We start from the raw sequence: 21043 nt of genomic DNA, 5'->3' as shown, positions 1-21043 counted from the left end.
AACAGGTGGGCGATTCGCCGGGTGAACGGCGCTCCGCGCGGTGAGGATGAGGGCATGGGATTCCACGTCGACTCCGAGACCGGGCGGCTGCGCCGCGTCATACTGCACCGGCCGGGGATGGAGCTGAAGCGCCTCACCCCCACGAACAAGGACGCGCTCCTGTTCGACGATGTCCTGTGGGTGCGCCGCGCCCAGGAGGAGCACGACGGGTTCGCCGAGGTCCTGCGCGACCGGGGGATCGCCGTGCACCTCTTCGGCGACCTGCTGCGCGAGTCCCTCGACATCCCGGTCGCCCGGCGGCTCGTGCTCGACCGGGTCTTCGACGAGAAGGAGTACGGCCCGCTCGCCACCGAACACCTGCGGGCCGTCTTCGAGGAGCTGTCCGCCGCGGAGCTGGCCGAGGCGCTGGTCGGCGGTATGACCAAGCGGGAGTTCCTGGAGCGGCACAGCGAGCCGACCTCCGTCCGCTTCCACGTGATGGAGCCGGACGACTTCCTCCTCGGTCCGCTGCCCAACCACCTGTTCACGCGGGACACCTCGGCGTGGATCTACGACGGGGTCTCCATCAACGCGATGCGCTGGCCCGCCCGGCAGCGCGAGACCGTCCACTTCGAGGCGATCTACCGGCACCACCCCCTCTTCACCGGCCAGGAGGCAGGCGCCTTCCACCACTGGTCGGAGGGGCAGGACGACTACCCCTCCACGATCGAGGGCGGCGACGTCCTGGTCATCGGCCAGGGAGCCGTCCTCATCGGGATGAGCGAGCGCACCACCCCGCAGGCGGTGGAGATGCTGGCCCGCGGACTCTTCGACGCCGGCTCGGCGCGCACGATGGTGGCGCTCGACATGCCGAAGGCCCGCGCGTTCATGCACCTGGACACGGTGATGACGATGGTCGACGCGGACACGTTCACCCAGTACGCGGGGCTCGGCATGCTCCGCTCCTACACCATCGAACCCGGCGGCGGCCCCCGCGAACTCAAGGTCACCGACCATCCGCCCGAGCACATGCACCGTGCCATCGCCGCCGCCCTCGGCCTGGACTCCATCCGGGTCCTCACCGCCACCCAGGACGTGCACGCGGCCGAACGCGAGCAGTGGGACGACGGCTGCAACGTGCTCGCCGTCGAGCCCGGGGTCGTCGTCGCGTACGAGCGCAACGCCACGACCAACACCCATCTGCGCCGGCAGGGCATCGAGGTGATCGAGATCCGGGGCAGCGAGCTGGGCCGGGGGCGCGGCGGCCCGCGCTGCATGAGCTGCCCGGTGGAACGCGACCCGGTGACGTGAGCCGTCCGGCCGCGGGGCGTCGGGCCGGGAGCGTGCGCGGGCGGCGGACGGCGTCGCCGGCGCGCGGCACCCCGGGCGGGTGGCGTACGGCGGCGGGGCAGGGGCCGGTGGCGTGTGCCGTGGGTGGGCAGAGCCCGCCGGTCCGGCGTCCGGGGAGCTCCAGGTCCTGTATAGGGATGCGGGTCGTCGTATAGACTTCCAGTTCTGCCGTGCGCAGTGCGCCGATCCCGTCCCACCCAGGAGCAGCCATCATGGCCATAGACCTCACCGGCCGCCACTTCCTCAAGGAGCTGGACTTCACCTCCGAGGAGTTTCTCGGCCTGGTCTCCCTGGCCGCCGAGCTCAAGGCGGCCAAGAAGGCCGGGACCGAAGTCCAGCGCCTGCGCGGGAAGAACATCGCGCTGATCTTCGAGAAGACCTCGACGCGTACGCGCTGCGCGTTCGAGGTGGCCGCCGCGGACCAGGGCGCGTCCACCACCTACCTCGACCCCTCGGGCTCCCAGATGGGCCACAAGGAGTCCGTGAAGGACACCGCCCGGGTGCTCGGCCGGATGTTCGACGCGATCGAGTACCGGGGCGACAGCCAGCAGACCGTGGAGGAGCTGGCCGCCCACGGCGGAGTGCCGGTCTTCAACGGGCTCACCGACGACTGGCACCCCACCCAGATGCTGGCCGACGTGCTCACCATGACCGAGCACGGCCGGGGGCCGCTCGCCGGGACGGCTTTCGCCTACCTCGGCGACGCCCGCTTCAACATGGGCAACTCCTACCTGGTCACCGGCGCCCTGCTCGGCCTGGACGTCCGGATCGTGGCGCCCGAGGCGTACTGGCCGGGCGAGGCCGTCGTGGCGCGGGCCAGGGAGCTGGCCGGGGCGAGCGGGGCGACGATCACCCTGACCGACGACGTCGCCGAGGGCGTGCGGGGGGCCGACTTCGTCGCCACCGACGTCTGGGTCTCGATGGGGGAGCCCAAGGAGGTCTGGGCCGAGCGGATCGCCGCCCTCGCCCCGTACGCCGTGACGATGGACGTCCTGCGGGCCACCGGCAGGCCCGAGGTGAAGTTCCTGCACTGCCTGCCCGCCTTCCACGACCTGGGCACCCAGGTCGCCCGGGACGTCCACGACCGGTACGGCCTGAGCGAGCTGGAGGTCACCGACGAGGTCTTCGAGTCGTCCCACTCGGTCGTCTTCGACCAGGCGGAGAACCGGATGCACACGATCAAGGCCGTCCTGGTGGCGACGCTGGCCGGGAAGTAGCCGGACCGCCGCCGGGAGGAGCCGCGGTCGGGGAGCCCGCCGGGAAGGGGCTTCCCCGCTGCCCACCGCCGCCTGCGCGCGGCGAGACGGGGGCGGGGCTGAGGGGCGCGCATGCTCATGCAGCCGATGGGGTGAACATGCGTCGTGTTGGCTACGATGTCGGTTCTGGTGGGGTTCGGGCCCGGTGCTCGGACCCCTTACCTGTGCCGTCGCGGTCAGCGGCGCACGGGCCGTCCCCCCACTGCACCACCAGAGATGAGAACGTCCCCCATGAGCACCGGTCTGCCGCGTCCCGGCACCCCGAAGCGTCCCGGCTCCCCCCGGCCGGGCCTGCGCCGCAAGAGCCCCGAACAGCTGATCGCCGAGTCCGGCGGCGACCTGGAGGGCCACGGCCTCAAGCGCACGATGGGCCTCTTCCAGCTCGTCTGCTTCGGGGTCGGCGCCATCGTCGGTACCGGCATCTTCGTCGGCCTGTCCGACAGCGTCGCGAAGGCCGGCCCCGCCGTCGTGGTCTCGTTCGTCCTCGCGGCGGTCACCTGCATCTTCACCGCCCTGTCCTTCGCGGAGCTGGGCAGCGCCATCCCGGTGTCGGGAAGCTCCTACTCCTTCGCGTACGCCGCCCTCGGCGAGCGCACCGCCTTCCTCGTCGGCTGGTGCCTGTTGCTGGAGTACGGCGTCTCGGTCTCGGCCGTGGCGGTGGGGTGGAGCCAGTACGTCAACGAGCTGCTGAACAGCCTGATCGGCTGGGAACTGCCCGCCGCCCTCTCCGCCGGGCCGGGCGAGGGCGGGGTGGTCAACCTGCCCGCGGTCGTCGTGATCGCCATGGCCGCCACGCTGCTGGTGCGCGGCGTCCGGGAGAGCGCCACCGCCACCGCCGCCATGGCGGTCCTCAAGATCGGCATCCTCGTCGCGTTCTGCGCCGTGGCGTTCAGCGCGTTCCAGGACGACAACCTGATGCCGTTCGCCACCCAGGGCCTCGGCGGGATCACCGCGGGCGCCTCGCTGGCGTTCTTCTCCTACATCGGCTTCGACGCCATCACCACCGCCGGCGAAGAGGTCAAGAACCCCCGGCGGAACATCCCCCTCGCCATCCTGATCTGCATCGGCGTCGTCACCCTGCTCTACTGCGCCGTAGCGCTCTCCGCCATCGGCGCGATCGGCTCGGACGCCGTCGCGAACGAGAGCGCGGCCCTCTCCATCGCCGTCAACAGGGTCACCGACTCGTCGGTCGGCGGCGGCATCGTCGCCTTCGGCGCGGTCGTCGCCATCGCCTCGGTGGTGCTCGCCGTGATGTACGGGCAGACCCGCATCCTCATGTCGATGTCCCGCGACGGACTGATCCCGCGCGTCTTCGAACGGGTCTCGCCCACGACCCGCACCCCGGTCGCCAACACCTGGATCGTGGCCTGCGTCTTCGCCCTCCCCGCCGCCTTCGTCCCGCTCGACGTCGTCGTGAACCTGACGACCATCGGCACCCTGGCCACGATGGTGGCCGTCAACATCGCGGTGGTGGTCCTGCGGCGCGGCCACCCCGGGCTGAGGCGGTCCTTCCGGGTGCCGCTCTACCCGGTGAGCCCGCTGCTGGGTGTTCTGTGCTGCCTGTATCTGATGTACGGGACCGGCTGGACGACGTGGGTCCAGTTCGCGGTCTTCCTGGCCGTCGGCTCGCTCGTGTACGCCGGCTACGGCCGCAAGCGCTCCCGGTTGGTCAGCTCCCCGGAGACGGACCCGGCTGCGCCGGTATCGCCGGAAGGGTGAACCAGACGGCCTTGCCGTGCTCCGTGGTGCGGTGACCGCAGGCGGAGCTGAGGGTCCGGATCAGCAGCAGGCCGCGGCCGTGCTCCTGCCAGGGGTCGACCTCGCAGCCCGGTTCCGGCCGGGACAGGTCGCCCGGCGGGGCGGGGTCGCGGTCGTGCACCTCGACCTGGCAGCCGGTCGGCAGCAGCTCCACGACCAGTTCGATGGGCTCGCCGCCCAGCGTGTGCTCGACCGCGTTGGCCACCAGCTCGGCGGTCAGCAGCTCGGCGGTGTCGCTGTCGGCCGGTGCGTCGATGTCCGACAGCGCCGTACGGATGAGAGCGCGGGCGATCGGCACGGCCGCGGTGGAGTGCGGCAGGGCGATGCGCCAGGAGGCGGGGACGGGGACGTCGGGCGGCACGGCGGTTCCGTTCGGGAGCGGGTCTTCCTCGAAGCGGGAGGTCTCGACTTCTCGGATCACTGCTTCACGGTCGGCGACTTCTCGGGTTCATCCGGGGTTCGAGACGAGACTTCCTGGTTTCAACCTTACGAACCGCTCCGGTCCCGCCATAGGGGCGGTCGGCCGGAGCAAAGAGGACTTTCGCCACAACGGTCTCATAGAAGCCGTATTGCGACCTCGTGACGGTGGTCACGTACGGGTGATAGCTTCGGAGGCGGAACGCGACCCGCACACGGCCGGCACCAGCCCGATCGCTGAAGGGAACCCCTCCATGAGCCCGTTTCCCAGCTCGGCCCGGAGCACCGAACGGTGGCGCCATCTGCGGGTGTCCCGGGACAGAGGTGTGGCCACCGTCACATTCGACCGCCCAGAAAAACTCAACGCGCTGACCTTCGGGGCCTACGCCGATCTGCGCGACCTCCTCGCCGAACTCTCCCGGGAGCGGGCGGTCCGTGCCCTCGTCCTGGCGGGGGAGGGGCGCGGCTTCTGTTCGGGCGGCGACGTCGAGGAGATCATCGGCGCCACCCTGGCCATGGACACCGCGCAGCTCCTCGACTTCAACCGGATGACCGGACAGGTCGTCCGCGCCCTGCGGGAGTGCCCCTTCCCCGTGGTCGCCGCGATCCACGGCGTCGCGGCCGGGGCCGGGGCCGTGCTGGCCCTGGCGGCGGACTTCCGGGTCGCCGACCCCTCGGCCCGCTTCGCCTTCCTCTTCACCCGGGTCGGCCTCTCCGGCGGCGACATGGGCGCGGCCTACCTGCTGCCCCGGGTCGTCGGCCTCGGCCACGCCACCCGGCTCCTGATGTTCGGGGACGCCGTCCGCGCACCCGAGGCGGAGCGGATCGGGCTGATCAGCGAGCTGGCCGAGGAGGGCGGGGCCGACGAGCGCGCCGCCGAACTGGCCCGCCGCCTCGCGGACGGCCCCGCGCTCGCGCTCGCCCAGACCAAGGCCCTGCTCACCGCCGAACTCGACATGCCGCTCGCCGCCTCCGTCGAGCTGGACGCCGCCACCCAGGCGCTCCTGATGCACGGCGAGGACTACGCCGAGTTCCACGCCGCCTTCACCGAGAAGCGGCCCCCCAAGTGGCAGGGGCGGTAGCCGTGCCGGCCCCCGAACGCCCCCGGGGCCCGGACGCGGCGGCCGTCTCCCGCCCGGACGCCCCCCGGGGCCCGGACGCCCCCCGGGGCCCGGGCGCGGCGGCCGTCTCCCGGCCGGGCGCCCCCCGCCCGGGCGCCCCCTCCGTGCGGCGGATCGCGGTCATCGGGGGCGGTCCCGGCGGGCTCTACGCCGCGGCCCTGCTCAAACGGCTCGACCCGGCCCGCGAGGTCACCGTCTTCGAGCGCAACGCCCCCGACGACACCTTCGGCTTCGGCGTCGTCCTCTCCGACGAGACGCTCGGCGGCATCGAGCACGCCGACCCCGAGGTGTACCGGGCGCTGAGCCGCGAGTTCGTCCGCTGGGACACCATCGACATCGTCCACCGCGGTCGCACCCACACCTCCGGCGGCCACGGGTTCGCCGCCCTCGGCCGCCGTCGGCTCCTGGAGGTCCTGCACGAGCGCTGCGCCGCCCTCGGCGTCGATCTCCGCTTCCGCGCCGAGGCCCCGCCCGCCGACGAGCTGGCCGCCGGCCACGACCTGGTCGTCGCCGCGGACGGCGTCCACAGCACCACCCGCCGGGCCCGCCCCGAAGCCTTCGGCCCGGTCCTCACCGAGCACCGCAACCGCTACATCTGGCTCGCCGCCGACTTCGCCCTCGACGCCTTCCGCTTCGAGATCGCCGAAACCCCGTACGGCGTCATGCAGCTGCACGGCTACCCGTACGCCGCCGACGCCTCCACCGTCATCGTCGAGATGCGCGAGGAGGTGTGGCGCGCCGCCGGGCTCGACGCCTGCGACCCCGCCGCGTCCACCGCCCGCTGCGCCGCGTTCTTCGCCGAAGCGCTCGGCGGCCGCCCCCTGCGCGGCAACCGGTCGTCCTGGCTCACCTTCCGTACGGTCACCAACTCCCGCTGGTCGCACGGGAACACGGTGCTCATCGGGGACGCCGCCCACACCGCCCACTTCTCCATCGGCTCCGGCACCAAGCTCGCCGTCGAGGACGCCCTCGCCCTGGCCGCCTGCGTCGAGGAGCAGCCCGACCTGGCCGCCGCGCTGGCCGCGTACGAGGCCGAGCGGCGCCCGGTCGTCGCCTCCACCCAGCGCGCGGCCGCCGCCAGCCTGCGCTGGTTCGAGGAGGTGGCCGGTTACGTGGACCAGCCGCCCCGCCGCTTCGCGTTCAACCTGCTCACCCGCAGCCGCCGGGTCACCCACGACAACCTCCGGCTCCGCGACCCCGCCTTCACCGCCGCCGTCGAGGAGGAGTTCGGCTGCCCGCCGGGCACCCCGCCGATGTTCACCCCGCTGCGGCTGCGCGGCCTCGAACTGCGCAACCGGGTCGTCGTCTCCCCGATGGACGTGTACTCCGCCGTCGACGGGCTCCCGGGCGACTTCCACCTCGTCCACCTCGGCGCCAGAGCGCTCGGCGGGGCCGGACTCATCATGACCGAGATGGTCTGCGTCAGCCCCGAAGGCCGCATCACCCCCGGCTGCACCGGTCTGTGGAACGACGAACAGGCCCTGGCCTGGCGGCGGATCACCGACTTCGTCCACACCCGCGCCCCCGGCGCGGCCATCGGCGTCCAACTCGGCCACTCCGGCCGCAAGGGCTCCACCAAGCTGATGTGGGAAGGCATCGACCAGCCCCTGGAGAGCGGCAACTGGCCGCTGACGGCGGCCTCCCCGCTTCCGTACACCCCCGGCGTCAGCCAGGTCCCGGCCGAACTCGACCGGGCCGGACTGGACACCGTGCGCGAGCAGTTCGTCTCCGCCGCCCTCCGTGCCGCCGCCGGCGGCTTCGATCTCCTCGAACTCCACTGCGCCCACGGCTACCTGCTCTCCGGCTTCCTCTCCCCGCTCACCAACCACCGCACCGACGCCTACGGCGGGCCGCTGGAGAACCGGCTGGTCTTCCCGCTCGAAGTCTTCGACGCCGTACGGGAGGTGTGGCCCCCCGAACGCCCCATGACCGTGCGGATCTCCGCCACGGACTGGGCCGAGGGCGGCACCGGGGCGGCGGACGCCGTGGAGATCGCCCGCGCCTTCGCCGAGCACGGGGCCGACGCCGTCGACGTCTCCACCGGCCAGGTCGTGCCCGACGAACGCCCCGAGTTCGGCCGCTCCTACCAGACCCCGTACGCCGACCGCATCCGCAACAGCGTGGGCGTCCCGGTCGTCGCGGTCGGCGCGATCTCCTCCTGGGACGACGTCAACTCCCTGCTCCTGGCGGGGCGGGCGGATCTCTGCGCCCTGGCCCGCCCCCACCTGTACGACCCGCACTGGACCCTGCACGCCGCCGCCGAGCAGGGCTACACCGGTCCGGGCGCGCCCTGGCCCCTCCCGTACGGCGCGGGCAGCCGCCCCCCGCCCACCGGCCGTACCGACGCGCCCAAACCCCGGCTCACTGCGGGGCGGTGAGGCACGTGTGGCAGAGGCAGGGCGTGGGGTGGGGTGCGCCGTGGTGGGTGGAGCGGTAGTCGGCGGCGAGCCGCTCCAGCAGGGCGGCCAGCTCCTCGGTCTCCTCCCGGGACCGCGGCGGCGCTCCGTACGCCTCGGCCCGCCGCAGCACGGTCGGCGAGTACACCAACTGCGCCCGGAACGTGTGCAGATGGCGGGAGGCCGTGTCGATGGTGATCCACCGGCCGGAGCCCCGCCCCCGCCCGATGGTGGACACCTGCTCGTGCCCCATGCCCGGGTAGGTGTCCACGACGTACACCTTCGTCCCGCCCCGGTACGCCCGGGTGCCCGGCCGGAGCTCCTGCCCGCCGTCCCCGTACCGCCGCCACCGCACGACGTTCGCGGCCACCAGCCAGACCGGCTCCGGGGCCGGCCCCTCCTTTGCCCTCACCCGCCCCCGGCCCCCCGTACGTACCGCTCCCCGGCGTCCCGCAGCCGCTCGTGCAGGCGGCCGAAGACCTCCGCCGACCGGCCGCCCGGCCAGTCGGAGGGGAGCAGCTCCGCCGGCAGCCCCGGGTCCGCGTACGGGAGTCGCCGCCAGGAGTCCAGCGCCAGCAGGTAGTCCCGGTAGGCGGCCTGGGGGCGTGGTCCGTCCTCGGCCCCGCCGGCCGCCTCCCAGTCCCGCAGCACCGGCTCGTGCAGCTCCAGGAAGTCGTGGTGCAGGCGCGCCACCGCCTCCAGGTCCCACCAGCGTGCCACCGCCTCGCGGGTGGCGGTGAAGCCGAGGTGCTCGCCGCGGAACAGGTCGACGTACGGGGCGAGTCCGAGCCGCTCCAGGGTGTGGCGGGTCTCCTCGTACAACCCCGCCGGCGCGATCCACACCCCGGGCGCGGCCGTGCCGAAGCCCAGGCGGGCCAGCCGGGACCGGAGCAGGTGGCGCTTGCTGCGCTCCGCCTCGGGCACGGAGAACACGGCGAGGACCCAGCCGTCGGACGGCCGCGGCGCGGGCCGCCGGTAGATCCGCCGGTCCCCGTCGTCCAGCACCTGCCGGGCGTCCGGCGACAGGGCGTACCCCGCCGAGCCGTCCGCCGCGCGGGCCGCCACCAGCAGCCCCCGACGCTTCAGCCGGGAGACGCAGGAGCGTACGGACGGGGCGTCCACGCCCACCGCGTGCAGCAGGCGGATCAGCTCCGACACCGCGAACGGCGAGCCGTCCGCCGGACGGCCGTACGCGCCGTAGAGGGAGACGATCAGGGAGCGGGGGGTGCGCAACTCGGCCACGTGATCACTCTAGAGCGGCCGGTCCCGGAGCAGAAAACGCTGGAGCTTGCCCGTCGGGGTGCGGGGCAGGGACTCCTCGAACGAGAAGACGCGCGGGCACTTGTGCGGGGCGAGGACGGCCTTCATGTGGGCGCGCAGCGAGTCCGGCGTCTGCGTGGAGCCCTCCCGCAGCACCACGTGCGCCACCACGATCTCACCGCGCATCTCGTCCGCCCGCCCCACGACGGCGGCCTCCGCGACCTCCGGGTGGCGCAGCAGGGCGTCCTCCACCTCGGGGCCCGCGATGTTGTGGCCGGAGGAGATGATCATGTCGTCGGCGCGGGCCACGTAACGGAAGTAGCCGTCCGGTTGGCGGACGAAGGTGTCGCCGGTCACGTTCCAGCCGTGCCGGACGTACTCCGTCTGCCGCGGGTCGGCGAGATAGCGGCAGCCGACCGGGCCGCGCACGGCGAGCAGGCCCGCTTCGCCGTCCGGCAGCTCCTCCCCGTGCTCGTCCACCACCCGGGCCTGCCAGCCCGGCACCGGCACCCCCGTCAGGCCGGGGCGGATCGCGTCGTCGGCCGCCGAGATGAAGATGTGCAGCAGTTCGGTGGCCCCGATGCCGTTGATGATGCGCAGCCCCGTCGCCTCGTGCCAGGCGTGCCAGGTCGCCGCCGGCAGGTTCTCCCCGGCCGACACGCAGCGCCGCAGCGCCGACAGGTCGTGGCCGTCGAGCCGGCCGAGCATCGTGCGGTAGGCGGTGGGCGCGGTGAACAGCACCGAGACCCGGTGCCGCGCCAGTGCGGGCAGCAGGTCCCGCGGGCCCGCCCGCTCCAGCAGCAGCGCCGAGGCCCCGGCCCGCAGCGGGAAGACCAGCAGCCCGCCGAGGCCGAAGGTGAAGCCGAGCGGCGGGCTCCCCGCGAACACGTCGTCGGGCAGGGGACGCAGCACGTGCCGCGAGAAGGTGTCCGCGATGGCCAGGAGGTCCCGGTGCAGATGCATGCAGCCCTTGGGCCGCCCGGTGGTCCCCGAGGTGAACGCGATGAGCGCGACCTCGTCGGCGGCCGTGTCCACCGCCCGGAACGGTCCGCTCCGCCCCTCCGCCAGCCGGGTCAGGTCACCGTCCCCGTCCCCGCCGAACAGGGTGATCCGCAGCCCCTCGACCTCCGCCTCCGCCAGGTCCCGTACCGACCGGGCGTCGCACAGGGCGTGGCCGATCCGGGCCGCGGAGCAGATGGCGGCCAGCTCCGCGGCGCGCGCCTGCGCCAGTACGGTGACGGCGACCGCGCCCGCCTTCATGACGGCGAGCCAGCAGGCGGCCAGCCACGGCGTGGTCGGCCCGCGCAGCAGCACCCGGTTGCCCGGCACCACGCCGAGGTCCTCCGTCAGCACCCCGGCGATCCGGTCCACCGTCTCCCGCAGCTCGCCGTAGCTCCACACGCCGCCGTCCGCCGAGCGCAGCGCGGGACGGTCGGCCCCGTACTCCTCGACAGTGCGGTCCAGCAGCTCGTGGCCGCAGTTCAGCCGGTCGGGGTAGTGCGGCGCGGGATCCTCCAGGAGGAGTCCGGGCCACTGCTCCGGCGGGGGGAGGTGATCGCGCGTGAACGTGTCGACGTGGGCGCCGGGGACGGATCCGGACGCCCCGGGATACGCGCCGCGGACGCGTACGGACGCGTCGTCGGCGGTCGCGGGCGTGCTCTGAGAGGAATTCGGCTCCATGAAGGATCGCCCCCTTGTCGCCTCTGGAGCGTATCGTTTAGGTGACGGTAGTCAACGGTCCGCGATAAGCCGGTGATGCGGCCGGTGCGGCACGACCGTCGCGGTAGGGGCGACATGACAGTGACGCGACACGGTGGACACGCGACAAGAGAGGCGCCGCCATGACGGCATTCTCCCTCGAACCGGAACAAACCGCCTGGTGCGAGGAGCTGCGCACTCTCGCCGAGCGGGAGCTGCGCCCGCTCGCGGAGAAGGGAGAGCCCGGCCGCGTCAACCGCCCGCTGCTGAGGGCCCTCGGGGAGTTCGGCCTCCTCGGCCGGATGCTCGGCTCCGGCGCCCTGGAGCTGTGCCTGCTGCGCGAGTCCCTGGCCCGGGGGTGCGCCGAGGCCGAGACCGCCCTCGCCCTCCAGGGCCTCGGCACCGCTCCGATCGTCCAGGCGGGCGCCCCCGCCCACCGCGAACGCTGGCTCCCCGAGGTCCGGGCCGGGCGGGCCGTCGCGGCGTTCGCACTGAGCGAGCCGGGTGCGGGCTCCGACGCGGCGGCGCTGAGCCTGGCGGCCGAGCCCACCCCGACCGGCTGGGCGCTCACCGGCGAGAAGTGCTGGATCTCCAACGCCCCCGAGGCCGACTTCGCCGTGGTCTTCGCCCGGACCACCCCCGGTGCGGGCTCCCGGGGCGTCACCGCGTTCCTGGTCCCCGCCGACCGCCCCGGGCTCACCGGCTCCGCCCTGGACATGCTCTCCCCGCACCCCATCGGAACCCTGGAATTCGACGGCGTACCGGTCACCGCCGACGACGTGGTCGGCGAAGTCGACCGGGGCTTCCGGGTCGCGATGAACACCCTCAACCTCTTCCGGCCCAGCGTCGGGGCGTTCGCCGTGGGCATGGCGCGCGCCGCGCTGGACGCGACCGTGGACCACACCGCCCGCCGGACCGCGTTCGGCGGTCCGCTGAGCGACCTCCAGGCCGTCTCGCACCAGGTCGCGGAGATGGCCACCCGCACCGAGGCCGCCCGCCTCCTCGTGTACGCGGCGGCCGCCGCGTACGACGCGGGGGAGGACGGCGTACCGCGCCGCGCGGCGATGGCCAAGCTGTACGCCACCGAGACCGCGCAGTACGTCGTCGACACCGCCGTCCAACTCCACGGGGCCCGCGCCCTGCGCCGGGGCCATCTGCTCGAACACCTCTACCGCGAGGTCCGCGCGCCGCGCATCTACGAGGGCGCGAGCGAGGTGCAACGCGCCATCATCGCCAAGGAGCTGTACGCGGACGCCGGCCGGCGACCGCACGTCCCCCGGCCGCCCCGCGCCGCCCCCGGCCCCTCCGCCGTACCGCCCGACCCCTCCGCCGTCCACGAGCCGCCGTCCGCCGCGACCCCGACCCAGGAGCCGCCCGCATGAGCCCGTCCCACCGGATCAACCCCGCCGAACTCTCCCCGCCCACCGGATTCAGCCATGCGGTCGTCGCCACCGGGGGGCACCTGGTCTTCCTCGCCGGGCAGACCGCGCTCGACCCGCGGGGCGAGGTCGTCGGGGACACCCTGCCCGACCAGTTCACCGTCGCGCTGGGCAATCTGCTCACCGCCCTCCACGCGGCCGGCGGCGCCCCCGCCGACCTCGCCCGGGTCACGGTGTACGCCACCGACGTGGACGACTACCGCTCCCACGCCTCCGAACTGGGCCGGATCTGGCGCAGGCTCGCCGGGCGGGACTACCCGGCGATGGCGGTCATCGGCGTGGCCCGGCTCTGGGACGCACAGGCGATGGTCGAGATCGACGGGATCGCGGTGCTGCCCTGAGGCGGCGGCCCCGTGAGGCCGTGACCCGCGTCGCGGTCGTGAGGCGGCGTCCCCGCCCCGGCTCGCCCCGCCCCGTCGCCTCGGGGTGAGCACAGTGGGACGGGGACGCGCGGCGCGCCGGTCGGGTGGAGCAGGCCAGGGGATATATCTGTATTAAGTGCCCTTTATGCCGGATTCTCCACCGTTCCGACCGGACCCCTCGCCGTGATCGCGCTCATCGTCGCCCACTTCGCCCTGGCGGCCTGCGCGGGCCCGCTGGTCCACCGGCTGGGCCGACGGGCGTTCGCCGTGCTCGCCCTGCCCCCGGCCGCCGCCGCCGTCTGGGCGCTCACCCGCTGGAGCACCGCCGCGTCCGGCGGCGCGGACACCTGGTCCTGGCGGTGGATCCCGGACTACGACGTCGCCGTGGACCTGCGGCTCGACGCGCTGTCCGAGCTGATGGTGCTCCTCGCCGCCGGAGTCGGAGCGCTCGTCCTGCTCTACTGCGCCTCCTACTTCACCGACGACACCCCGCAGCTGGGCCGCTTCGCCGGGAACCTCCTCGCCTTCGCCGGGGCGATGCTCGCCCTCGTCCTCGCCGACGACCTGATCACGCTCTACGTGTTCTGGGAGCTGACCACGGTCTTCTCCTATCTGCTGATCGGCCACGGCAGCGAACACCGGCACAGCCGCCGCTCCGCCCTCCAGGCCCTCGTCGTCACCACCTTCGGCGGGCTCGCCATGCTCATCGGCTTCCTGATCATCGGTCAGGCCGCCGGTACGTACCGGATCTCCGCCATCGTCGCCGAACCGCCCGACGCGACGCTCGCCGTCTCCGTCGCCCTCGTCCTCGTGCTGTGCGGGGCGCTGTCGAAGTCCGCGATCTGGCCGTTCTCCATGTGGCTGCCGAACGCCATGGCCGCCCCGACCCCCGTCAGCGCCTATCTGCACGCCGCCGCGATGGTCAAGGCCGGGATCTACCTGGTCGCCCGGCTCGCCCCCGCCTTCGCCGACGTCCCCCTCTGGAAACCCGTCGTCCTCGTCCTCGGCGGCGCGACCATGCTGCTGGGCGGCTGGCGGGCGCTGCGCCTGAACGATCTCAAGCTCGTGCTCGCCTACGGCACCGTCAGCCAGCTCGGCTTCCTCATCCTGCTCGCCGGGACCGGCAACCGCGACGCCGCCCTCGCCGCCGTCGCGATGATCCTCGCCCACGCCCTCTTCAAGGCCCCGCTGTTCCTCGTCACCGGCATCGTCGACCACGCGGCCGGCACCCGCGATCTGCGGCGGCTCTCCGGAGTCGGCCACTCCCTGCCGTACGTCGCCGCCGTCGCCGGGCTCGCCGCCGCCTCGATGGCCGCCCTCCCCCCGCTGCTCGGCTTCGCCGCGAAGGAGGCCGCGTTCGAGGCGCTGCTGCACGGGTCGGCCGCCGAACGGTGGGCGCTGGCCGTCGTCGTCGCCGGGTCCGCGCTGACCACCGCGTACACCCTGCGGTTCGTCTGGGGCGCGTTCGCCCGCAAGCCCGGCCTCCCGGACACCTCCGTGCACCGCGTCGGGTGGGCCTTCCTCGCCCCGCCCGCCCTGCTCGCCGTCCTCGGCCTGGTCCTCGGTCCCGGCGTCGGCTGGACCGACCGGCTGCTGAGCGCGTACGCCGACACGTTCCCGGCCGGCCCCCACCCGTACCACCTCGCCCTCTGGCACGGATTCGGGCCCGCCCTGCTGCTGTCCGCCCTCGCCTGGGCCGCGGGCGCCGTGCTCTTCCTCGCCCGCGCCCGGGTCACCCGGATCTCCCGGCGGATCGCCTGGCCCACCGCCGACAGCGTCTTCGGCCATCTGCTGCTCGGGCAGGAACGCCTCGCCCTCCAGGTCACCGGCTTCATCCAGCGCGGCTCCCTCTCCGTGTACCTGGCCACCACCCTGCTCGTCATGCTCGCCGGACAGTTCGCCGTCCTCGTGGTCGACACCCCCTGGGAGGGGGCCGCGCGCCCCCGGCTCTGGGACAACCCCCTCCAAGGCGCGGTCGCCGTCCTGACCTGCGCCGCCGCCCTGCTCTGCCTGACGGTGCGGCGGCGGATGAAGGCCGTCGTGCTGGCCGGGCTGACCGGTTACGGCACCGCACTGCTCTTCGTCGTCCAGGGCGCCCCCGACCTGGCGCTCACCCAGTTCTGCGTCGAGACGGTCGCGATGATCGTCTTCGTCCTGGTGCTGCGCCGCATGCCCGTCCACTTCCAGGAGACCGTGTCCACCTGGCGGCGGGCCGTCCGCGTCCCCGTGGCCCTCGCCGCCGCGGCCACCGTCGGCGTCGGCGTCTGGGTCACCGCCGCCGCGCGCACCGCCGAACCGGCCGGCGCCGCCATGGTCGAGGAGGTGGCCGACCACGGGCTCAAGGACGTCGTGGCCACCATCCTCGTCGACCTGCGCGCCTGGGACACGATGGGGGAGTCGGCCGTGCTGGCCGCCGCCGCGATCGGCGTCACCAGCCTCATCTACCTGCACCGCCGCAGCGAGGGCACCATGGCCCCGGAGGAGTTGCGGGGCCCCACCGCCTGGTCGCTGTCCGCGCACCACTCCGCCCGGCTGCCGCAGGGCGACGAGGTGGCGCCCGAACGCGACTGGCTGGCCGCCGGCTCCACCCTCGCCCCCGAGCACCGCTCGATCGTCTTCGAAGTCGTGGCCCGGCTGCTGTTCCATCCGATCCTGGTGCTCTCGGTCTACCTGCTGTTCTGTGCCGAGAGCCTGCCCGGCGGCGGGTTCGTCGCCGGACTCGTCGCCGGACTCGCGATGATCACCCGCTACCTGGCGGGCGGCCGCTTCGAACTCGCCCAGGCCGCCCCCCTCCAGCCCGGACTCTTCACCGGCCTCGGCCTCTTCGTCTCCACCGGCACCGGCCTCCTCGGCCTCGTGGACGGCACCGTCCTGCACGCCTTCACGTACCACGGACACCTGCCGGTCTTCGGGGACTACCACCTGAGCACCGCGGTCCTCTTCGACTTCGGCGTCTACCTGCTGGTGCTCGGCGTCGTCCTGGACATCGTGCGCGCCCTCGGCGCCAAGGTCGACCGCCAGACCGAACGGGCGGCGGGCGTCCTCACCCCCGAAGGCGGACCCGAAGCGGGAGGGAGCGCCCGATGACCGTCAGCGCCTCGCTCATCGCCACGGCCGTCGTGCTCTGCGCCGTCGGCGGCATCCTCATGCTCACCCGTCCGCTGACCCGCATCCTGCTCGGCGCCGTCATCGTCGGCAACGGCGTCAACCTGCTGGTCCTCTCCACCACCGGCCGGGCCGGCGCCGAACCCCTGCTCTACGGGGTCTCGTTGAGCCGGGTCACCGACCCGCTGCCGCAGGCCATCGCGCTGACCGCCATCGTCATCACCCTGGCCACCACCGCGTTCCTGCTGGCCATGGCCTACCGCAGCCACCAGCTCACCGGCACCGACGAGGTCCACGACGACCTGGAGGACCGGCGCATCGTGCTGCGTGCCGAAGTGCTGGACGAGCGGGCCGAGTTGCGGGAGCAGTTCCGGACGGGGGCCGAGCCCACCGCCGAGGAGCGCGAACGCTACCGCGAGGAGCGCCGTCGCCTCCGCGACCGGCTCCGCGCCGACCGGGCCCGCCAGGCCCGCGGCCGCGACGCCTCCGGAAACCTCTGGAACGACGTCCTCGGCGCCGACCCGGAGGACTACGCGCGCGAAGGCGACGCCAAGGCGGACGACCGCTACCCCCGCGACCGAGGAGCTGACGGATGAACGCGATCGTTCCGCTGCCGGTGCTGCTGCCGCTGTGCGCCACCGGCCTCAGCCTCGCCTTCGGCGTCCGGCTGGCACGCTTCCAGCGCTTCATCAGCGTCGCGGTGCTCGCCGCCGTGCTCGCGCTCTCGGTGACCCTCATGGTCGCCGCCGACCGGCAGGGCCCGCTCTCCGTCCACCTCGGCGACTTCGCCCCGCCGCTCGGCATCACCCTGGTCGCCGACCGGCTGTCCGGGCTGATGCTCACCGTCTCCTCGGCCGTGACGCTGTGCGTGCTGGTCTACTCCCTCGGCCAGGGCATGACCGACCGGGACAAGGAGACCCCGCTCGCCGTCTTCCACCCCGCCTACCTGATCCTGGTCTCCGGGGTCTCCTGCACCTTCCTCGCCGGCGACCTCGTCAACCTCTACGTCGGCTTCGAGATCATGCTGGTCGCCAGCTTCGTCCTGCTCACCCTCGGCGGCACCGGTCCCCGGATGCGGGCGGGCTCCACGTACGTGATCATCTCGCTGTTCTCCTCGATGCTCTTCCTCACCGCCATCGCCATGACGTACGCGGCCGCCGGCACCGCCAACTTCGCCCAGCTCGCCACCCGCGTGGCCGACCTCCCCCTCGGGGTGCAGACCCTGATCCAGGCGATGCTGCTGACCGTCTTCGCCATCAAGGCCGCCGTCTTCCCGCTCGCCGCCTGGCTGCCCGACTCCTACCCGACCGCCCCCGCCCCGGTCACCGCCGTCTTCGCCGGACTGCTCACCAAGGTGGGCGTCTACTGCATGCTGCGCACCGAGACCCTGATCTTCCCCGGCAACCGCCTCGGGGACCTCCTCATGGCCATCGCGCTGGCCTCGATGGTCATCGGCATCCTCGGCGCGGTCGCCCAGACCGACCTCAAGCGGCTGCTCTCCTTCACCCTGATCAGCCACATCGGCTACATGGTCTTCGGGATCGGCCTCGCCACCCGGGAGGCGTACGGCGGGGCCATCGTGTACGTCGCCCACCACATCACCGTCCAGACGGCCCTGTTCCTCGTCGCCGGGCTCATCGAACGCCGGGGCGGGACCACCGAGTTGACCCGCCTCGGCGGCATCGCCAGGGCCGCCCCGATGCTCGCCCTGCTCTTCTTCGTCCCGGCGATGAACCTCGCCGGAATCCCTCCGCTCTCCGGTTTCATCGGCAAGCTGGGGCTGATGCGGGCGGGCGTCGCGGACGGCGGCGTCTGGGCCTGGGTCCTGGTCGCCGGCTCGGCCGCCACCAGCCTGCTCACCCTCTACGTCGTCGCCAAGGTCTGGAATTTGGCCTTCTGGCGCGCGGCCCCGCCCGGCCAGGCCGCCGCGGGCACCGTCCTGGAGTCCGGCGACGACAGCGACGACGACAGCGACGCGGGCCCCGACGACATCCCCGGCACCGGCGACGAGGGCACCGCGCCCGTCAAGCGCCCGGCGGGCCGGGCCGTCGCCGCGACCCTGCACGGCCGGGCCGTCACCACCACCAGCCGGCTGCCCCACCCGATGACCGCGGCCACCGCCGCCACCATCGCCATCGCCCTCGCCTTCACCGTGTTCGCCGACCCGCTCACCTCCTACACCGACCGTACGGCCGCCGAACTCATCCAGCGGTCCCCCTACATCCAGGAGGTGCTGGGCCGGTGAGACGCGGGCTTCGCTTCTCGTTCCGCAACGCCGATCTGCCGCCGCTGAGCTGCGAGTTCGGAACCCGCCGCAGACGGGTGCTGGACCTGCCGCTGATCGCCTGGCTGACCGTCATCTGGGTGCTGCTCTGGTCCACGGTGACCTGGGCGAACGTCCTCACCGGCCTGGTCGTCTCGGTCGCCGTCTGCCTGGCCTTCCCGCTGCCCCGGGTGGACCTCGGGCTGCGGCTCCACCCCTGGGGCATCCTCCGCCTGGCCTGCTACCTCTTCCACGACATGTACACCTCGGGGGTGAAGGTCACCCGGCAGACCTTCTTCGGCCTGCCCCACCGGGCCGCCGTCATCGGCGTCCCCCTGCGCTGCCGCGGCGACCTGATGCTCGCGGCCACCGCCGTCGCCGTCTCCAACGTCCCCGGCGGCTCCATCATCGAGGTGCGCCGGGCCACCGCCACCGTCTTCCTGCACGTCCTGGACGCCGACCGGCCCGAGGAGCTGGAAGCCGCCCGCCGCCAGGTCTGGCGGATGGAGGAACTGACCGTACGGGCCTTCGGCACCCCCGACGAGATCGCCCGCGTCGCCGAACCCCCGCCACCGCCCCAGCTCGCCGCCGGGAGGCCCGCACCATGACCGCACCCGAACAGGCCGACCGGATCCTGCTGACCGCCGCCGTCGTGCTGGTCCTCGTCGCCGGCGCCCTGCTGCTGGCCCGGATCTGGCGCGGCCCCTCCATGCTGGACCGGGCGATCTCGCTGGACGTCTGCGCCGCCCTGATCATCGCGGGCCTCGCCGCCAAATCGGCGTTCGCGCGTGACCCGTTCTACTTCCCGATCATGCTGGTGCTGGCGTTCCTCGGGTTCACCGGCTCGGTGGGCATCGCCCGCTTCATCGCCGTACGCGACCGGCCCCGCCCCCTGCGCCCCGGCGCGCCCGAGGAGGACCCGCGATGAACGTCTGGCTCCAGATCGTCGACACGGCCGGCGCCGCGCTGCTCCTCCTGGGCGCCGCGATCTGTCTGCTCGGGGTGATCGGCATGGTCCGGCTGCCCGACGTCCTCTCCCGCAGCCACGCGGCGACCAAGCCGCAGACCCTCGGCATGATCCTGGTGCTGGCCGGGGTGGCGCTGCGGCTGCGCAGCGGGACGGACCTCGCCACCCTGGCCCTCATCGCCTTCTTCCAGATGCTCACCGGGCCGGTGGCCTCCCACCTGGTGGCCCGTTCCGCGTACCGCACGGGCCAGGTCGACCACGAGGACCTGCTCTTCGACGAACTCGACGAACAGCTCACCGACGGCAGATGAGGCCGGGGCGGGGCAGGCCCCCCGCTGTGCGAACCGCCCCCCTGCCGCCAAAACGCCCCGGGGCCGGCCTCCACGTGCCATGATGCGGGCGGACCATGCCGGACGCTGGGGGGCGTATGGGAAGCACGGGCACGGTGCTGCGCGAATTGCGCGGCGCACAGAAGAGCGCCAAGGGCGTCTCGCTCTACTCGCGGTACGTGAACCGGCCCGCCGGACGCGTGCTCGCGGCCGGGGCCTTCAAGGCGGGCATGACGCCCAACCAAGTAACTCTGGTGAGCGCGCTGTTCACCTATGGCGCCCTGGCCGCGGTCGCCCTCGTGGAGCCGTCCGGAACGCTCGCCGTCCTGGTCTGCGCGGCCCTCGTGATCGGCTTCGCCCTCGACTCGGCGGACGGGCAGCTCGCCCGGCTCACCGGCCGGGGCGGGCCCGACGGGGAGTGGCTGGACCACGTGGTGGACTGCGGCAAGCTGGTGCTCGTCCACACCGCCGTCCTGATCTCCTTCTACCGTTTCGGAGAACTGCCCTCTGACGCCTGGCTGTTGCTGCCGCTGGGCTTCCAGCTGGTCGCCGTGGTCACCTTCTGCGCCGGGCTGCTGCGCGAACAGCTCGGCAGGGCGGCGGCGAGCGCCCGGGGCCCTTCGTGGGCGGTGCCCGCGGCGCCGGCCTCCCCGGTGCGGGCGGTGTTCCTGCTGCCCGCCGACTACGGCGTGTTCTGCCTGGTGTTCCTGCTGCTCGGCGCACCCGGGGCCTTCCGTGCCGGGTACGCCGTGCTCGCGGTGGTGCACACGCTGTTCCTGGCGGCCTTCCTCGCCAAGTGGTTCAGGGAGCTGAAAGCGCTCCGGGCCGGTTGACGAGGACGTCCAGCGCCCGGCGCAGCTGGGTGCTGGACGTGTGCACGGTGTACGGGAAGTAGACGACCTCCACGCCCACTTCGGCGAAGTCGCGCTCCAGCTTCCGGCCCTTCTCCGTGCCCCGCCAGTCGTCCCCCTTGAAGATCACGTCGAACCGGACCTGCTGCCAGGTCTCGACCTTGTCCGGCACGGTCTCCACGAACGCGGCGTCCACGAAGCGCACGCTGCGGACGATCTCCAGGCGTTCGCGGAGCGGGACGACCGGCGTGTGGCCCTTGGCGAGGGCCGCCATCTCGTCCGACACGACCCCCGCCACCAGGTAGTCGCACTGGCTGCGGGCATGCCGCAGAATGTTGAGGTGCCCGACGTGGAACAGGTCGTACACCCCGGGTGCGTAACCCACCCTGTGCTGCACCATCCGTATCTCTCCCCCCACGGTGAACATGATCCGGTGATGTTCCACCGACCTTACTGTGAAGAACACTTGTGCAAGCCGTGAACGGATAAGCT

The 21043-nt window shown here is 73.2% G+C and carries 19 protein-coding genes; 14 read left to right on the top strand and 5 right to left on the bottom strand.

The window, feature by feature from the left end; genetic code table 11:
• Positions 1–54 precede the first annotated feature (54 nt).
• The 3 genes from ACH4K1_RS06555 (at position 55) to ACH4K1_RS06545 (ending at position 4304) form a co-directional block, all read left to right on the top strand.
• The gene (locus ACH4K1_RS06555) at positions 55–1290 is read left to right on the top strand and encodes an arginine deiminase (protein ID WP_398087219.1); all 1236 of its coding nucleotides are present in this window, start codon (positions 55–57) and stop codon (positions 1288–1290) included.
• Positions 1291–1541: 251 nt separating this feature from the next.
• Positions 1542–2546 carry an ornithine carbamoyltransferase gene (argF, locus tag ACH4K1_RS06550; protein ID WP_398087218.1) on the top strand — a complete coding sequence of 335 codons (1005 nt, stop codon included), beginning with the start codon at positions 1542–1544 and terminating at the stop codon, positions 2544–2546.
• A gap of 270 nt (positions 2547–2816) precedes the next feature.
• Positions 2817–4304: an amino acid permease gene (locus ACH4K1_RS06545; RefSeq protein WP_398087216.1), complete on the top strand. Its 1488-nt coding sequence runs from the start codon at positions 2817–2819 to the stop codon at positions 4302–4304.
• Here the strand turns inward: ACH4K1_RS06545 and ACH4K1_RS06540 are convergent.
• On the bottom strand, positions 4255–4704 hold the full coding sequence (locus ACH4K1_RS06540; RefSeq protein ID WP_030114732.1) for an ATP-binding protein: 450 nt from the start codon (positions 4702–4704) through the stop codon (positions 4255–4257). The genes ACH4K1_RS06545 and ACH4K1_RS06540 overlap by 50 nt on opposite strands.
• Positions 4705–5014: 310 nt before the next feature.
• Here ACH4K1_RS06540 and ACH4K1_RS06535 point away from each other — a divergent pair, with 310 nt between their 5' ends.
• Together ACH4K1_RS06535 and ACH4K1_RS06530 are read left to right on the top strand one after the other, a co-directional pair.
• Positions 5015–5842: an enoyl-CoA hydratase family protein gene (locus tag ACH4K1_RS06535; RefSeq protein ID WP_398087214.1), complete on the top strand. Its 828-nt coding sequence runs from the start codon at positions 5015–5017 to the stop codon at positions 5840–5842.
• A gap of 143 nt (positions 5843–5985) precedes the next feature.
• Positions 5986–8259 carry a bifunctional salicylyl-CoA 5-hydroxylase/oxidoreductase gene (locus ACH4K1_RS06530; RefSeq protein ID WP_398087458.1) on the top strand — a complete coding sequence of 758 codons (2274 nt, stop codon included), beginning with the start codon at positions 5986–5988 and terminating at the stop codon, positions 8257–8259.
• Here the strand turns inward: ACH4K1_RS06530 and ACH4K1_RS06525 are convergent.
• Genes ACH4K1_RS06525 through ACH4K1_RS06515 form a run of 3 tightly spaced genes read right to left on the bottom strand, consistent with a single transcriptional unit; the run spans position 8243 to position 11217 of the window.
• Positions 8243–8689, bottom strand: coding sequence for a hypothetical protein (locus ACH4K1_RS06525; protein WP_398087213.1), 447 nt, complete (start codon positions 8687–8689; stop codon positions 8243–8245). The genes ACH4K1_RS06530 and ACH4K1_RS06525 overlap by 17 nt on opposite strands.
• Positions 8686–9519 (bottom strand): PaaX family transcriptional regulator C-terminal domain-containing protein, encoded by an 834-nt coding sequence (locus ACH4K1_RS06520; protein ID WP_398087212.1) that lies wholly within the window; start codon positions 9517–9519, stop codon positions 8686–8688. The genes ACH4K1_RS06525 and ACH4K1_RS06520 overlap by 4 nt, the downstream gene beginning before the upstream one ends.
• A gap of 9 nt (positions 9520–9528) precedes the next feature.
• Complete coding sequence (locus ACH4K1_RS06515) at positions 9529–11217, bottom strand: AMP-binding protein (protein WP_398087211.1); 1689 nt, start codon at positions 11215–11217, stop codon at positions 9529–9531.
• A gap of 161 nt (positions 11218–11378) precedes the next feature.
• Between ACH4K1_RS06515 and ACH4K1_RS06510 the strand changes: the two genes are divergently transcribed.
• From ACH4K1_RS06510 to ACH4K1_RS06470, 9 genes are all read left to right on the top strand, one after another.
• Positions 11379–12617 carry an acyl-CoA dehydrogenase family protein gene (locus ACH4K1_RS06510; RefSeq protein WP_398087210.1) on the top strand — a complete coding sequence of 413 codons (1239 nt, stop codon included), beginning with the start codon at positions 11379–11381 and terminating at the stop codon, positions 12615–12617.
• Positions 12614–13015, top strand: a complete 402-nt coding sequence (locus ACH4K1_RS06505; protein ID WP_398087209.1) for a RidA family protein — start codon at positions 12614–12616, stop codon at positions 13013–13015. The genes ACH4K1_RS06510 and ACH4K1_RS06505 overlap by 4 nt, the downstream gene beginning before the upstream one ends.
• A 204-nt stretch (positions 13016–13219) precedes the next feature.
• Positions 13220–16123, top strand: coding sequence for a Na+/H+ antiporter subunit A (locus ACH4K1_RS06500; RefSeq protein WP_398087207.1), 2904 nt, complete (start codon positions 13220–13222; stop codon positions 16121–16123).
• Positions 16120–16737: a Na(+)/H(+) antiporter subunit C gene (locus tag ACH4K1_RS06495; protein ID WP_398087206.1), complete on the top strand. Its 618-nt coding sequence runs from the start codon at positions 16120–16122 to the stop codon at positions 16735–16737. Before ACH4K1_RS06500 ends, ACH4K1_RS06495 begins: the two co-directional genes overlap by 4 nt.
• Positions 16734–18386, top strand: a complete 1653-nt coding sequence (locus ACH4K1_RS06490) for a Na+/H+ antiporter subunit D (protein WP_398087204.1) — start codon at positions 16734–16736, stop codon at positions 18384–18386. Before ACH4K1_RS06495 ends, ACH4K1_RS06490 begins: the two co-directional genes overlap by 4 nt.
• Positions 18383–19012, top strand: a complete 630-nt coding sequence (locus ACH4K1_RS06485; RefSeq protein WP_398087203.1) for a Na+/H+ antiporter subunit E — start codon at positions 18383–18385, stop codon at positions 19010–19012. Before ACH4K1_RS06490 ends, ACH4K1_RS06485 begins: the two co-directional genes overlap by 4 nt.
• Positions 19009–19332, top strand: coding sequence for a monovalent cation/H+ antiporter complex subunit F (locus ACH4K1_RS06480; protein WP_398087201.1), 324 nt, complete (start codon positions 19009–19011; stop codon positions 19330–19332). Before ACH4K1_RS06485 ends, ACH4K1_RS06480 begins: the two co-directional genes overlap by 4 nt.
• Positions 19329–19682, top strand: a complete 354-nt coding sequence (gene mnhG / locus ACH4K1_RS06475) for a monovalent cation/H(+) antiporter subunit G (RefSeq protein ID WP_398087200.1) — start codon at positions 19329–19331, stop codon at positions 19680–19682. Before ACH4K1_RS06480 ends, mnhG begins: the two co-directional genes overlap by 4 nt.
• A gap of 116 nt (positions 19683–19798) precedes the next feature.
• A complete protein-coding gene (locus ACH4K1_RS06470; RefSeq protein ID WP_398087199.1) occupies positions 19799–20533 on the top strand; it encodes a CDP-alcohol phosphatidyltransferase family protein in 735 nt (244 codons plus the stop codon).
• Here ACH4K1_RS06470 and ACH4K1_RS06465 read toward each other — a convergent pair.
• The gene (locus ACH4K1_RS06465; protein ID WP_228988805.1) at positions 20502–20951 is read right to left on the bottom strand and encodes an adenylyltransferase/cytidyltransferase family protein; all 450 of its coding nucleotides are present in this window, start codon (positions 20949–20951) and stop codon (positions 20502–20504) included. The two genes, ACH4K1_RS06470 and ACH4K1_RS06465, sit on opposite strands and share 32 nt — an antisense overlap.
• Positions 20952–21043: the final 92 nt, after the last annotated feature.

It is taken from the genome of Streptomyces sp. NPDC017448 (assembly GCF_044330565.1).
Classification (GTDB): domain Bacteria; phylum Actinomycetota; class Actinomycetes; order Streptomycetales; family Streptomycetaceae; genus Streptomyces.
The sequence above is the reverse complement of the archived record's forward strand: the minus strand, read 5'-3'. Positions and strand labels throughout refer to the sequence as shown.

Excerpts from the sequence above, each read along its gene's own strand:
- ACH4K1_RS06555 (WP_398087219.1), top strand. The coding sequence starts at position 55 with ATGGGATTCCACGTCGACTCCGAGACCGGGCGGCTGCGCCGCGTCATA.
- argF (WP_398087218.1), top strand. The coding sequence starts at position 1,542 with ATGGCCATAGACCTCACCGGCCGCCACTTCCTCAAGGAGCTGGACTTC.
- ACH4K1_RS06545 (WP_398087216.1), top strand. The coding sequence starts at position 2,817 with ATGAGCACCGGTCTGCCGCGTCCCGGCACCCCGAAGCGTCCCGGCTCC.
- ACH4K1_RS06535 (WP_398087214.1), top strand. The coding sequence starts at position 5,015 with ATGAGCCCGTTTCCCAGCTCGGCCCGGAGCACCGAACGGTGGCGCCAT.
- ACH4K1_RS06515 (WP_398087211.1), bottom strand. The coding sequence starts at position 11,217 with ATGGAGCCGAATTCCTCTCAGAGCACGCCCGCGACCGCCGACGACGCG.
- ACH4K1_RS06510 (WP_398087210.1), top strand. The coding sequence starts at position 11,379 with ATGACGGCATTCTCCCTCGAACCGGAACAAACCGCCTGGTGCGAGGAG.
- ACH4K1_RS06505 (WP_398087209.1), top strand. The coding sequence starts at position 12,614 with ATGAGCCCGTCCCACCGGATCAACCCCGCCGAACTCTCCCCGCCCACC.
- ACH4K1_RS06495 (WP_398087206.1), top strand. The coding sequence starts at position 16,120 with ATGACCGTCAGCGCCTCGCTCATCGCCACGGCCGTCGTGCTCTGCGCC.
- ACH4K1_RS06490 (WP_398087204.1), top strand. The coding sequence starts at position 16,734 with ATGAACGCGATCGTTCCGCTGCCGGTGCTGCTGCCGCTGTGCGCCACC.
- ACH4K1_RS06480 (WP_398087201.1), top strand. The coding sequence starts at position 19,009 with ATGACCGCACCCGAACAGGCCGACCGGATCCTGCTGACCGCCGCCGTC.
- mnhG (WP_398087200.1), top strand. The coding sequence starts at position 19,329 with ATGAACGTCTGGCTCCAGATCGTCGACACGGCCGGCGCCGCGCTGCTC.
- ACH4K1_RS06470 (WP_398087199.1), top strand. The coding sequence starts at position 19,799 with ATGGGAAGCACGGGCACGGTGCTGCGCGAATTGCGCGGCGCACAGAAG.
- ACH4K1_RS06465 (WP_228988805.1), bottom strand. The coding sequence starts at position 20,951 with ATGGTGCAGCACAGGGTGGGTTACGCACCCGGGGTGTACGACCTGTTC.